We start from the raw sequence: 14,620 nt of genomic DNA, 5'->3' as shown, positions 1-14,620 counted from the left end.
AAATAAATTGAATATACTATTTAATATTTTAATTTAAATAGCAAAAAAATGTAGATAAAGATTATTTTATTAAGAAAAATTTAATATATTGACAAAATTTAAGTGCTCATTTAAACTAGTAATTGATAATAATATTCAATATTAAATAATAGGAGGAGCTATGAATAAATATCTTCTAATAAATCCAGTGGCAGAAAGAATGTATGGGGAAAAGTTTCAACTTGTCAAAGAAAATTTGATAAAAAAGGGGTACATAATGGCAGAATGTGAGCCACAATTGGAATATGTAAAGAAGCAGTACAAAGAGTATGCAAAAAAGACTGAAAATACAATGTTAGATTGCAGATGTCCAGAAAGTATAAATCTTTTAAAAAGAAATAATTTGATAGATAGTTTTGAGGTACCTATGATAGAACCAATACTGGTAAGAACTTGTAGGGTTTTATATGATAAATATATCAAAAGTGAAGAGGATATGTTGATAGTAACCTGTCCATGTACACAATTAAGGGATTTTGCAAGTGAAAAATTTAAGGATAAGAGTAATGCTATATTTTATACATGGAAAGAATTTGCTGAAAAAGAAGGTATAAAATCACTTGGAAAGATAGACGAATCTCCAATTCCATTAGGATATTTCAAAGATTCTTTTGAAAAAGTTCTTGAAGTATCAAGTGAAGAAGAAATCTTAAGTGAAATACAAAATATAAGAAATAATTCTGAAGATAAGTATGATATAGTAGAAATGTTTTATTGTAAAGATGGATGTAATAATGGAGATGGTTTGTAAATGGTCAATAAATTTAATAATAAGTTTTTAAGTCTAGTAAAAAGTGTTTTGATATTTTTTATAATTCTTTTATTATGGAAAATTACTAATTATCTTGGTATTTGGAGTGATTATATATTACCATCACCTGAAAAGGTGTATAGTACATTTTTAAACATGATAAGTGATGGTTCAATATTTATTAATGTATATGCAAGTATGAAAAGAGTTTTGATAGGATTTGCAATAAGTACTGCGATAGGTGTACCCTTAGGAATATTCTTTGGAATTTATAGTGGAGTATATGAATATTTTAAATCACTAATAAATTTTTTAAGAAATACACCTCCACTTGCTTTAATACCAATGCTTATACTATGGTTTGGTATAGGAGAAGAATCAAAAATTATAATTATAGTTTTGGCTTCTTTTTTTCCAATCTTTACAAGCACATTGAAGGGGATTAGGAATTGTGACTCAAAACTGATTGAAGTAGGTAGAGTATTTGAGTTTTCAAAACTTCAGATAATATTTAAAATAATTATACCTAATGCCATTCTTGATATTGCAGTTGGACTAAAGTTGGCTCTTGGATATAGTTTTAGAGCTATTATTGGAGCAGAGCTTGTAGCAGCTTCATCAGGTCTTGGTTACTTGATATCTGATGGAAAGGAAATGTCTAGGACAGATGTTGTCATTGTAGGTATAATCGTAATTGGACTTTTAGGAATAATTACGGATTATATATTTTCAATTATTGTTAAAAAGGTAAGCAAGGGAAAGATGGTGGAAGCATATGAATAATTTAGTATGTGATTCTGGTTATATAATCAGAAATCTATCTAAAAGTTATGAAGTTGACAATAAAGAGCACATAGTTCTTAGTGATATTTCTTTAAATATAGATAAAAATCATATAACTGTAATTTTAGGTGAAAGTGGATGTGGAAAGACCACATTACTTAGAGCAATTGCATCTCTTGAAAATATAAATGGTGGCGAGATTAGATTTATTAAAGATAATAAGGAGCATAAACCTAATGTAGGATTTGTATTTCAAGAGAGTAGATTGATGCCTTGGTTAAATGTAAGTGAAAATATAGCTTTTCATAACCAAAGAAAAAACACCATTTTAAGTAAAGTACTTGGCAAATTTAAACATCAGAAAAGTATTGCTAATAAAAGTACAAGTGATGATTCCATAGATTTAGAAACTAATGATAATTTAAATAACCCTAATAGACCTAATAAGAAAAATTATATTGATGTAGAAAAATATCTTAAGATGATGAACTTACAGAAATTTAAAAACTCTTATCCAAATGAATTATCAGGAGGTATGGCACAGAGAGTGAGTATAGCCAGAGCTCTTTCTTTCAATCCAGATATGTTGTTTATGGACGAGCCTTTTTCGGCATTAGATTATTTTACAAGGATTGATATGCAAAACGAAGTTATAAGAATACATAAATCAACTAATAAAGGTGTAATATTTGTAACTCATGATATCGATGAAGCATTAAAGATAGGCAAAAAAATAGTTGTTTTTACAGACAAAAGAAAAATAAAAGAATTTAATATAGAAGATGATTATAATAGAGATTTGACTTCAGACTATTATATTAAATTAAAAAAAGATATTTTAATGACAATGAAATCAAATAAAGGCATTTAAAGAAATTAATAATATTTTAAGGAGTAAAATAAATGAAATTAAAAAAACTATTAGTAGGTATAACGATATTAACACTTGCAACAACATCATTAGCTGGATGTGCTAAAAAAGATGATGTAGAAAAACTTTCAGAAATAAATTTAACTTATGTAAAATCACCATTAAATGTTCCTTCTATAATTCAAAAACAGGATGATTTATTTGGAAAGGAATTTAAAAAGGATAATATAAAAGTTAATTTCCACGAAATTACTACAGGACCAGAACAGACACAGGCCTTAGCTGCTGGAGAAATAGACTTTTTACATGCACTAGGTGGTACATCAGCTTTGATAGCTGCGTCTAACGGAGTAGAATTAAAAATACTAAATACTTATAGTAGGTCACCAAAAGGATTTATGATTTTAACTAACGATGGTTCAATAAAATCAGCAGCAGATTTAGCTGGTAAGAAGGTAGCGGGACCAAAGGGAACTATACTACATCAAGTATTAATTGCAGCTCTTGATAAAGAAGGATTAAGTATGGATGATGTAGAGTTTATTAACATGGGTATTCCAGAAGCATCAGCAGCTCTTGCTGATGGTAGTGTTGATGCTGCATTGATTGCTGGACCAGCAGCTCTTAAAGCTATGAAGTCTGGAAGTAAACTTGTAGCAAATGGTGAAGGTTTAGTAGATGGTATAATAGTAACCGCTGTTAGTACAGATTTTGCAAATAAACATCCAGAGATAGTTGAAAGATTTATGAAGGTTGAAAAAGAAACTTTAGAATATGTAAATAATAATTTTGATGAAGCTATAGAAAAAGTAGCTAAAGAGGTTGATTTAAGTGTTGAAGAAACTAAAGAGTTATACGCTTGGTATGATTTTAGTTTAGATATAACAGACAAAGACATATCTTCACTTGAAGACACACAAAATTTCTTAATAAAAAATGGACTACAAGAGAAAAAAGTAGATATAAAAGAATTAATATACGCTACTAAGTAGAAATTGTGCTAAAATAATATTAAATAGAAACTATAATAAAAGTTTAAGTTACCTTAATTAAGGTAACTTTTTCTATTTTATATTAATAATTATATTTATTTTTAGTAGGGTTAGTTAATCTTAAAATAGATATTGGGAGGAACCTATGAGTTATAAAATATATCTTGTGGAAGATGATATATCAATAAGTACATTACTTAAGGATTATATTGAAAAATATGGATTTGAAGTGATTGTTGAAGAAAACTTTGACAATATAATGATTGCATTTGAAACATTTAAGCCAGATTTAGTGTTATTAGATGTAAATTTACCTAAATTTGATGGTTTTTACTGGTGTAGATGTATTAGACAACAGTCCAATTTACCTATAATTTTTATATCAGCTAGAGATGGAAATGTAGACCAGATTAGAGCTTTAGAAAGTGGAGCAGATGATTATATAACAAAACCTTTTTATTATGATGTAGTAATGGCAAAGATAAAGAGTCATATAAGAAGGGTATATGGTGAATATTCACCTAAAATAGATGAAAGAATAGTTGAATTAAATGGATTGAAGTTTTATCCAGAAAGATTGGAACTAGAATTAGGTGGAAAGGTTCTAATTATTACTAAGAAAGAAGGGATATTGATTGAATGTCTCATTAGAAAATACCCAAAAGTTGTAAGTAGAGATTATCTGTTAGAAAAGATATGGGACGATATTGAGTTTGTAGAAGAAAATACTCTAAATGTAAATGTTAGCAGAATAAGAAAAAGATTTGAGGAATTAGGTATAGATAATGCTATTCAGACTGTACGAGGATTAGGATATAAATTAAATAAAAATTGGTAAGGAGAAAATATGAAATTATTTTTTAGAGATTGTAAGGGTTATATTTTTATATATTATATAGGGATATTTATGACAATTATTTATTGTAATCTTATGAAATTTATCAATTTTGGAGAGAGTTTATATATTCTTTTGTTTAGCTCTTTTATATTAGTGTGTTTTTTAATATATAAGTACTATAAGCATAGAGAAGTATATACTCTGTTCAAGAAAGGCATAAAATCTTTGGATGAATCATTCTTGTATTTAGGGAATTCCTTCTTGGGAAGAAATATATCAGCTATTTTAAAACAACAACATAAGTTATATCAATCAATGATACAAGAACATAAAAAAGTACATAGTGAGCATTTAACTTTCATCAACCAGTGGATTCACCAGATGAAAACACCAATATCAGTTATAAGTCTTCAACTTCAAGAATATGAGGGAGAAGAAGTAACAGAAAATATAAGAGAAGAGCTAGACAGATTAAATAAAGGTCTAAATATGGCGATGCACTTTGCAAGGGCAGATAATTTCCAAAAAGATTTTGTGGTTGAAAAAGCTAGATTGAATGAAATTGTAGTTAGTATTGTAAATGAAGAAAAGAGATTGTTTATAAAAAGTGAAGTTATTCCGAAGATAAAAATAGACAAATTTACTTATGTTTATACAGATATAAAATGGATGAAATTTATAATAAGCCAATTGATTACAAATGGTGTGAAATACTCTAAGGGTTATAGCAACTACTTAACTATAAGGTCTGAAGAAAATAATAATTATGTGATTCTAAGTATAATAGACGAGGGAGTTGGTATTGTTTCTAAAGACATAAAAAGAGTATTTGACCCGTTTTTTACAGGGGAAAATGGTCGTAAGTTTGGGGAGTCTACAGGTATGGGACTCTATCTAGTAAAAAAAGTATGTGATGATTTAGGGCATAAAGTTAGTATAAAATCAGAAGTAGGAAAGGGTACAGAAGTTTCAATAATGTTTAATAAAGATAATATGAATAATCTACTATAATAAATTTTTAATTGATTATGTTTTTTATTGATTTATATATCACTTGTTGAATGAGATAATTACAGTTAAAAAATCAAATTTTAATAGAGTTTACTTGCAAACCTTACATAGCTGTAAGGTTTGTGTAATGTTTGTAGATAGTTAAATTTTCTAATCTAAATTACAATTAGTATAAGAAATAACATAAAAAATAAATTTTGCAAAAAGGAAAGGATGTTTATTGATGAGCTTAGATATTATTTTTATATTAAAATCAGTTATGATAGCTATAGTAGAGGGGCTTACGGAATTTATCCCAGTTTCATCTACTGGTCATATGATATTGGTTGGTAGCTTGATAGATTTTAAAGGACAATTTGCTGAAATGTTTGAGGTTGTAATACAACTTGGAGCAATATTAGCAGTAGTAGTACTTTATTGGAAAAAAATAAAAGATAGTGTTATAGAATTTTTTAAGTTTATATTTACTGGTGGAAAAGAAGGAAAGACTGGCTTTAAATTTGGAATGAATGTAATTATAGCATGTATTCCATTTGCTATTGTGGGAGTTCTATTTTATGACAATATAAAATCCTTGTTTAATTTACAATCTGTAATTATAGGATTTATAGTAGGTGGGATTTTATTACTAGTGGTAGAGACTTTATTTAGAAAAAAGAAACATTCTACTGACAATATAGACAAAATCACACCAATACAAGCATTAAAGGTTGGAGTTTTACAAGTTTTATCTGCATGGCCAGGTATGTCAAGAAGTGCATCTACTATTATGGGTGGATGGATAGCAGGACTTAATTCTCCTATAGCAGCTGAATTCTCTTTCTTTTTAGCTGTACCAGCTATGGTAGCTTCATCAGGAAAGGATTTATTTGAATTTGATTATTCAATAATGACACCAACATTGTGGATTGCCTTGATAGTCGGATTTATAGTAGCTTTTATTGTATCAATCGTGGTTATGGAAAAATTCGTTAATTTCCTAAAGAAAAAATCAATGAGCGTATTTGCTATATATAGGATACTTATGGGGATATTACTTGCTATATTAGCTTTTACAAATATAATTAGTGTATAGATTAAAATATATTTATTATTTACGAAAATTAGCTAACCAATATAAATAATAATTAACAAATAAATATATATGTTATTTCAAAAATTAGATTAGAGAGGATAGTTAATAATGAAAATTTTAACTGTAAATAATTTAAGTAAAGTATATGGTAAGAAAATAATTTTTAATGCATTAAATGATATAAATTTCAGTATAGAAGATGGAGAATTTGTAGGAATTATGGGGCCATCTGGTAGTGGTAAAACTACTCTTTTAAATATGATTTCTACTATTGATAAACCCACTACAGGGACTATAGAGCTAAAAGGTAAGAATCCCCTATTATTAAAAGGTGAAGAACTTGCATTATTTAGAAGAATAGAGTTAGGTTTTGTATTTCAGGATTTTAATTTATTAGATACTTTAACTATAGGTGAAAATATAGTATTGCCATTGACATTAGATAGGGTTAGTGTAAGAGAACAAAATAATAGATTAGATGAAGTATCTGGAATCTTAGGAATAAAAGATTTATTAGAAAAAAGAACCTTTGAAGTATCAGGTGGTCAAGCTCAGCGAACTGCTATTGCTAGAGCATTAATAAACAGACCATCAATACTTTTAGCTGATGAACCAACTGGTAATTTAGATTCGAAGTCGTCAAAGATTGTAATGGAGTTATTTGAGAATATAAATAGAGAAAATAAGGTTACTACTATGATGGTGACCCATGACCCATTGGCTGCAAGCTACTGTAGTAGGATTTTATTTATAAAAGATGGAGCCATATATAATGAAATATATAAAGGGAGCAGTAGAGAGCAGTTTTATCAAGAGATAATGGATGTACTTACATTATTGGGGGGCGATAATTAATGAATATAAAACAATTTGCAATCAACAATATTTCAAGAAATATTAAAGCCTATTTAGGGTATTTAGCAAGTATTGTTATATCCTCTGCACTACTATTTTCTTTTATTATGTTTACGAGTCATCCAGATTTAGAGATATCTCAATTTCCTGATTATCTAAAAGAGGGACTTAAGATGAGTAAAATAATTGCATATTTATTTTTATTCTTCTTTGTGTTTTACTCAGTGAGTATATTTCTTAAAAGTAGATATAAAGAATTTGGAATACTTTACATTACAGGTATATCAAAGCGACAGGTAATGAAGTTGATTTTTATAGAAAATATAATAATAAATATAGCATCTTCTGTAATTGGAATAATAATAGGTTTAGTCTTTGCAAAGATATTTTTAGTGATTATGTCTACCTTTTTAGAATTATCACCATTAAAGTTCTATATACCAATAAATGCAATATTATCTACGTTAATTTACTTTATAGTTTTGGCTATATTAACATCAGTATTTACTTCTTTTATAGTTAAGGAAAATCAAGTATTGAGATTGCTTAAAGGTACAAAAACTCCAAAACCAGAGCCTAAAACATCACTAGTATTTGTTATATTAAGTATTTGTCTGTTTGTAATAGCATATTATAATGCTATTACATCAACTGACCAATATACAACATATCTACGCTTAGTTCCAGTTACATCTCTTACTATATTAGCAACCTATTTATTTTTTTCTCAATTTAGTGTGTTTTTTCTAAAAAAGCTAAAATTAAATAAGAAATTTTATAGAAAAAATACAAATATGCTTTGGATTTCAAATTTAATTTACAAAGTAAAGGATAATGCTAGGATATTCTTTTTGATAGCTATCACTTCTGCAGTAGCATTTACTGCTATAGGAACAGTTTATTCATTTTGGAAAGATGTAAAGCGTCAAATTAATTTAATATATCCTAACACAATGTATTATTCAACAATGACTTTGCATAATGATACTAGCAAGCCTGATAGTAAAGAAAAAGATGAGGAAAGAATGAGATTTATAGAAAGTAAGTTAAGAAAAGAAAATATAGATTATACAAGAATTAATGGAGAATTTAAAACTGTATTTCCTAAGAAAAGCGATTTTAATGTGAGAATTATGAAAGAATCTAAGTATTTGGAAATTACAAAGATTATAGGAGTTAAGCCTATAAGTTTTGAAGATAATGAATCTATATCATTGCTTTCATCAGACTTACCAGGAGATAAGAAAGTTAAAGAAAATGTTGTTGTAGGGAATAAAAGTCTAAAGGTATCAAAACAAGTAGAAGAGTGTGTTATGCCAGCCTATTATGATAATATGTATGTGGTAAAGGATAATTTTTATGATAGTATAAAATCAAAATTTATAGTAGATAGATTTACTGCATTTGAAGTAGCTAATTCAAGTAAAACCACAGATATATGTAGGCAATTTGAGAATAAATTTAATGATGAGTCTGGAATGCAACCATATTTATTTTTCTCTAAAGAATTAATGATAGAAACTGGTAAATTAACATATTCTACATTTATGTTTTTGGCAATATTTATAGGTATGATTTTCTTTGTTACTACAAGTAGCTTTTTATATAATAAGTTTTATATGGATTGTCAAGTTGACAAGAAAAAGTATGAGCAGTTAAATAAATTGGGAATGACATATAATGAGATTAAAAAAGCTTCAACTATTGAGATTGGAATTGTGTTTTTGTTGCCTTATGTAGTGGCAGTTATACATTCTATATTTGCACTTACTGCACTGAGGAATTCTTTTGATATAGAGGTAGCATCTTCAGCAGTTTTGGTAATGGGAAGTCTGTTTTTAGTTCAAATAGTGTATTTCTTAATTGTGAGAAATAATTATTTAAAAGAGATAAGGTTAAATTTAGTTAATTTTTAGAGTAGTTTATTAACTAATAAAAGTATTTAAAATTAATTAATATTACTGGAATTATAAATATTTATTTTTTCAGTAATATTTTTTATTGTATTAATTATTAAGATTATATACTAATATGTCATAATAAGCATCTAATATAGTAAAATATTCTACTTATATAAAACATAAGGAGGTTATATGTATATATGTGTAGAAATAAACAATACAAGATATTAATTAATATTATTAGGAGGTGTTATTCATTAGTAAATTAGCTAATACAATAAGAATGATGATATTAATTCAAAGTAGAGGAAGAATGAAGTGTAAAGAGCTAGCAGAAGAGTTGGAAGTAAGTGAAAGGCAAATAAAAAGTTATAAGGAATATTTAGAACAAGCAGGTATATTTATAAATTCAACACCTGGAATTTATGGTGGATATGAAATAGACAAATGTAATAGTATCTCATTAATTAAATTATTAGATAGTGAAGTTTCAATTCTAGATATGATAAATTCACAACTAGAGTATAATAATGATATTTACAAAAATGAATTTAATAGTATTGTAGAAAAAATAAAAGCAGTATTAAATACAGGAGAAAAAAGAGATACATATATGGATTATTTCACAGTACAAGCACAACGCAATTATAATTATGAGTTTGAAAAAAATAAATGTAATGAAATAACTAGAGCATATACCACAAAACGTAAGCTTTGGATAGAATATTATTCATTAAATTCAGGCAGTAGCGAAAGAATTGTTCATCCATACGGTTTATTTAATTATAAATCAGATACCTATATGGTAGCTTTTTGTGAAAAAAGGATTAAGTTTATAGATTTTAAATTGTGTAGAATTAAAAGTTATAAGGTTTTAGAAGAAAAATATAGTGTAGATAAAAGTTTTAATTGGGATGAATACAGTAAAAATAGTATAGGCATTTATAAGGGAGAAGAAATTAATGTTGTTATAAAAATTAGCCATCCATTTTCAACAATTATAAAGGAGAAAGTTTGGGTTAATAATCAAAAGATTATAGAGTATGACAATAATTCTATACTATTTAAAGCTAAAATGAGAGGTTATGAAGAGATAAAAAGTTGGATTTTGAGTATGGGAGCTTGTGTTGAAGTTATAGAACCTATTAGATTTAGAGATGATATATTGTCAGAAATTGAAAAAATGAAGAAAATTTACTGATTTTTTCAAATAATTTATATTCAGACAGATATACTTCACGGTCTAGTGTTAATATATTAGTTGAGAGAGGTGATATTATGAAAATGAAAATTGAATTTAGTACAGAGTGTATACCAATATCTTATAATTCACTTTTTATGAGTATTATAAAAGAAGCTATAAGAAAGTCTAATGAAGATTATTATAAAAATATGTACTATTATAATGAAAAAAATAATAAAAAAACTAAAAACTTCACATTTTCAGTTTATATAAAAAAATATAGTATTGAAGGCGATAATTTTATTATTAAAGATAAAGTAATATTAAATATAAGTACTCCAGATTTAGAATTAGGTTTTCATATGTATAATGGATTAATGGTTTCTAAAAAGTGCTTATATAAAGAATATGAACTTACAAGGATTAGAATAGACTTATCAAGAGAAAAGAAGGTAACAAAAGGGATGGTACTATTTAATGCACTATCTCCAATTTGCATAAAATCTAAAGAAGGAAAATTCTTGGAGATAGATGATGATGGATATATAGAAGAGTTAAACTATATAACTAATGAAGTTATCAAAAACTATAGGGGGCATGGATTAAAAAGAAAGTTAGAGTTTGAAAATGTAGGTCTTAAAAAGATAGTAGTGAAAGAAAGTTTAAGAGAATTTAAAAAAATAACAGGCAAAGAGTATCAATATGTTAATGGTTACAAAGGTAAGTTTATATTAAAAGGTGATATTGATGACTTAAATCTTATCTACAACCTAGGAATAGGTTTTAGACGAGCACAGGGATTTGGAGATGTAGATATTTTAGAATGGAGGTGAGATAAATGAAGTTAAGGGTTTATAGAGGAGACTGGTTTTTTAATATGGGTATAGTTGGATTTTTAAACATAATAAAAAAAGCAGACAAGAAATCAGAAATATTTATTATGGAAGACTATATTGAATTTGATAGTTCCTTTCTTGAAAACTTTCATGAGTATTATTTTGATTACTTCATGGAGGAATATGATGTATCAAAAAGGATTAGAAAGAGTGTTGATTACAGTATAAATTTTATTAAATCTAAGCCTGATAAAATCAAAGATGGAATTAAGAAAATTAAAGATAATATAAAACAACAAAATGATAAGGTTAAAAAATTTGATGAAGATAATTCTAACTTGATAAAAGAAAAGCTAGATATTATTTCTAAGATAAAAAGTTATGATGAATTTAATTTATTAGAAACCTTAATTGATGATATTATTGATATATTTAAACTAAAATCAATAAATGACAGACTTACAGCCAATCTTTATAAATATGTAGTTCAAGATAATTATTTTGGACAAGTTAGTTTTTTTAATGTTGCTAAGGCTAAATTAGATTTAGATGGATTAAAACAAGTAATGTTTAATGACTATTTAAGACAAATCATATATTTAGGAGAATTAGAAGATTTATTAGAAGAGAATGACTATGATAAATTAAAAATCTATTTAAATGATAGATTAGATAGTATATCTAAAGATGTAAATGAAAAAAAGGTCAGTAAGTCTAGTATAAATACTATAGAAAAAATTATGAAGGAAATAAACAATAAATTTATAAAGAAAAATAAGAGTATTGAAGATATAAGATTGTATATGGATAGTTTAGAAGTCTGTGAAATGTGTGGCTCATATAAAGGGATATTAGATGAATACTCAGAAAGTAATTTTGCCCCACTTGGAGTAAGTACTAATAATGCTAGAAATATGTTTTGGAATCAGGAATATACAACATCAATATGTGATGTTTGTAAACTAATATTGTTCTGTACACCAGCAGGAGCTACTTATACAAGAAAAAATTATCTGTCTAATGAAGAAAATGAGTTTTATTTATTTGTTAATATGGATACTTCTATAAATGAGCTTTTTGAAAGAAACAACAATTTGAAAATTCAGAAAGATGAGTCTTCAAGTTTTCAAGATGAGACTCCTTTTAATAAACTTATAAAAAGTATAGTAGAAGAAAATAAATTAAAAAGTGAATGGCAGCTTCGTAATATACTTTTTGTAGAATTTAAAGCAAGTATAGATTCTAAAAAGTGTAAGATAAATTATTTTAATATTCCTACTTATTTGGCAAAAGTCTTTACAAACAAGGAGACAAATAAAAAAATACAGAGTATATATGATTATAAACTTAAAGCAAATATATTAGATTTCCTTTTGAAAAATAGGGATTTGAAGCATTTAATTAATAATACATTAAGAAATAAAGTTAAAAATGATATGGAAGGTAGCAATAAATCAAATATATCAGGAGCAGATTGCTTTAAACTGGTTCAATTAAGAACAATAGTAAATAACTATAAGAGAGGAGTATATAAAATGGAATATAAAACATTAAGAGAAGTTTATGAATCAGGTTGTGAAATACATGATTATTATATTGATAAGAATGCTAAAAATAAAATAGAAGGAATAACATATAGGCTTTTAAATTTGATTAAGGTTGGCAATAAGAATGATTTTTTTCAAACAATTTTAAGAATTTTTTCACCATGTGAAAAAACTCCACCAGAAGCGTTTTTACAGATGCTTAGTGAGGAGGATTTAGATTTTGAATCCATAGGATACGCATTTACAATGGGACTAATGTCAGAAAAATATGATAGAAAAAATAGAAGAATAACTAATAAGGAGGAAAAATAATATGAAAAGAGGATTAACATTTACAATAATAACACAAGCTCAAAGTTTGAACTATGGTGAAGGAATAACAAATATATCCGAATTAAAAAAACTAAGTAGAGGAGATGGAAATCTCTACACATTTGCATCTCGTCAATGTTTAAGATATGATATAGTACGATTAGCCTCAGAGTTATTTAATTGGAATTTACAAGTTGTTGATAAAGGAAAAGGTACAGTTCAATTTAAAGATAACATAAGTATAAGAGAATCAGAAGAAATGGATTTATTTGGATATATGAAAACAAATAAAAAAGATGAGAAAGATAAAAAAGGAGGTTCATTGACCAGAGAAGCTACTGTAAGATTAAGTAATGCAATTTCTCTTGAGCCATATAGAAGTGATATGGACTTTTTAAATAATAAAGGATTAGCAGATAGAATAGGAGAACACCCTAATCTTGCAAACATAGAACAACATTTAAGCTATTATACATATACAGTGACTATAGATTTATCTAAAATAGGTAAAGATGGAGATATAGAACTTGATAATAAAGATAAATGTAAACGAGTAGTAGAATTTTTAGAAATAATAAAAGTATTAAATAGAAATATTAGAGGTAGACAAGAAAATTTATCTCCTCTGTTTGTAGTAGGAGGAGTGTATGAAATAGCAAATCCATTTTTCTTAGGAAGAATAAAATTAAAAGGAGATAAAAATGGATTTAAAGTAAATAAGTCAGCAATAGAAGAAGTAGTTCAAGGTACTTTTTTAGGAAAGGGTCTAAAAGAATTTACTTATGTTGGAATGGTAGATGGAACATTTACAAATAAAGAAGAGTTTAAAGAGTTATTTGAAGATAAATTTTTAAGTGTAGATAAATTTTTTGGACAATTAGTTAAAGAAGTAAAGGAATATTATGAGGTGAATTAATATGAAAGTATTGAAATTAGATTTATTTCAAGAAACTGCATGCTATAAAAAACCATTTGCTATGAAAATTACAGAAACTTATCCACTACCACCATATTCTACAGTAAATGGATTAATTCACAAAATATTAAATGCTACAGAGTATATACCATTTAATATAAGTGTACAAGGAACATATGAAAGTATATTTAATAATTATCAGACAACATATTTTTATAAAAAGGATAGTATTACATCTATGCCAATGAATAGTCATATGTTGTTAAATGTAAACTTAATAATTCATATAGGAGGAGATTTTGAATTATTAAAAAAATTATATGATAATTTATTTAATTGTAATGAACATTTATCATTAGGAAGAAAAGAAGATTTAGTAAGAGTTAATGATATTAGATTTGTAGAAGTTAATAAGTTTGAAGTAGACTCTGATATGCAATTAGATGATTATGAAAATTATATGTTATCAGAATATAATATAAGAATACCTATATATATACCAAAGTCAAGTTTAGAAGATACAGATATAAGTGGTATAAGTTATAGACTCAATAGTTATTATAAGAATGATTCTAATAAAGACAAGAAAAGAGTTTGGAATAAGGTAGATAGTTATTATGTAGAGGATGGAAATACTTTAACAGTTGGAGAGATATTTTTAGATAATGAGATGGATTTACTATATTTTAATAATATAAGTTAGGTGGATG

14 protein-coding genes are annotated in these 14,620 nt (G+C 26.4%); all 14 read left to right on the top strand.

What is annotated here, in order from left to right; genetic code table 11:
- Nucleotides 1-160: 160 nt before the first annotated feature.
- On the top strand, nt 161-790 hold the full coding sequence (locus tag ACTG47_RS16080; RefSeq protein ID WP_169465277.1) for a hypothetical protein: 630 nt from the start codon (nt 161-163) through the stop codon (nt 788-790).
- Complete coding sequence (locus tag ACTG47_RS16075) at nt 791-1,573, top strand: ABC transporter permease (protein ID WP_479925299.1); 783 nt, start codon at nt 791-793, stop codon at nt 1,571-1,573. It abuts the gene before it with no gap.
- Complete coding sequence (locus ACTG47_RS16070; RefSeq protein WP_479925298.1) at nt 1,566-2,444, top strand: ABC transporter ATP-binding protein; 879 nt, start codon at nt 1,566-1,568, stop codon at nt 2,442-2,444. Before ACTG47_RS16075 ends, ACTG47_RS16070 begins: the two co-directional genes overlap by 8 nt.
- A gap of 32 nt (nt 2,445-2,476) precedes the next feature.
- Entirely contained in the window at nt 2,477-3,436 is a 960-nt protein-coding gene (locus ACTG47_RS16065) for an NrtA/SsuA/CpmA family ABC transporter substrate-binding protein (RefSeq protein WP_479925297.1), read from the top strand.
- A gap of 145 nt (nt 3,437-3,581) precedes the next feature.
- Nucleotides 3,582-4,274 (top strand): response regulator, encoded by a 693-nt coding sequence (locus tag ACTG47_RS16060; RefSeq protein ID WP_479925296.1) that lies wholly within the window; start codon nt 3,582-3,584, stop codon nt 4,272-4,274.
- A gap of 261 nt (nt 4,275-4,535) precedes the next feature.
- Entirely contained in the window at nt 4,536-5,285 is a 750-nt protein-coding gene (locus ACTG47_RS16055) for an ATP-binding protein (protein WP_479925295.1), read from the top strand.
- A gap of 223 nt (nt 5,286-5,508) precedes the next feature.
- A complete protein-coding gene (locus tag ACTG47_RS16050) occupies nt 5,509-6,360 on the top strand; it encodes an undecaprenyl-diphosphate phosphatase (protein ID WP_479925294.1) in 852 nt (283 codons plus the stop codon).
- A 108-nt stretch (nt 6,361-6,468) separates the two neighbouring features.
- Nucleotides 6,469-7,215, top strand: coding sequence for an ABC transporter ATP-binding protein (locus ACTG47_RS16045; protein ID WP_479925293.1), 747 nt, complete (start codon nt 6,469-6,471; stop codon nt 7,213-7,215).
- Nucleotides 7,215-9,131 carry an FtsX-like permease family protein gene (locus ACTG47_RS16040; protein WP_479925292.1) on the top strand — a complete coding sequence of 639 codons (1,917 nt, stop codon included), beginning with the start codon at nt 7,215-7,217 and terminating at the stop codon, nt 9,129-9,131. Before ACTG47_RS16045 ends, ACTG47_RS16040 begins: the two co-directional genes overlap by 1 nt.
- A 268-nt stretch (nt 9,132-9,399) precedes the next feature.
- The gene (locus tag ACTG47_RS16035; RefSeq protein WP_479925291.1) at nt 9,400-10,317 is read left to right on the top strand and encodes a helix-turn-helix transcriptional regulator; all 918 of its coding nucleotides are present in this window, start codon (nt 9,400-9,402) and stop codon (nt 10,315-10,317) included.
- 77 nt (nt 10,318-10,394) lie between these two features.
- Complete coding sequence (gene cas6, locus ACTG47_RS16030; protein WP_479925290.1) at nt 10,395-11,132, top strand: CRISPR-associated endoribonuclease Cas6; 738 nt, start codon at nt 10,395-10,397, stop codon at nt 11,130-11,132.
- A gap of 5 nt (nt 11,133-11,137) precedes the next feature.
- A complete protein-coding gene (gene cas8a1 / locus ACTG47_RS16025) occupies nt 11,138-12,994 on the top strand; it encodes a type I-B CRISPR-associated protein Cas8b1/Cst1 (RefSeq protein WP_479925289.1) in 1,857 nt (618 codons plus the stop codon).
- Nucleotide 12,995: 1 nt separating this feature from the next.
- Nucleotides 12,996-13,910, top strand: a complete 915-nt coding sequence (gene cas7i / locus ACTG47_RS16020) for a type I-B CRISPR-associated protein Cas7/Cst2/DevR (RefSeq protein ID WP_479925288.1) — start codon at nt 12,996-12,998, stop codon at nt 13,908-13,910.
- 1 nt (nt 13,911) lies between these two features.
- Nucleotides 13,912-14,613, top strand: a complete 702-nt coding sequence (cas5b, locus tag ACTG47_RS16015; protein ID WP_479925287.1) for a type I-B CRISPR-associated protein Cas5b — start codon at nt 13,912-13,914, stop codon at nt 14,611-14,613.
- The last annotated feature ends 7 nt before the right edge of the window (nt 14,614-14,620 follow it).

The organism is Clostridioides sp. LIBA-6622, assembly GCF_056716095.1.
This window is presented reverse-complemented; position numbering and strand designations above follow the sequence as displayed.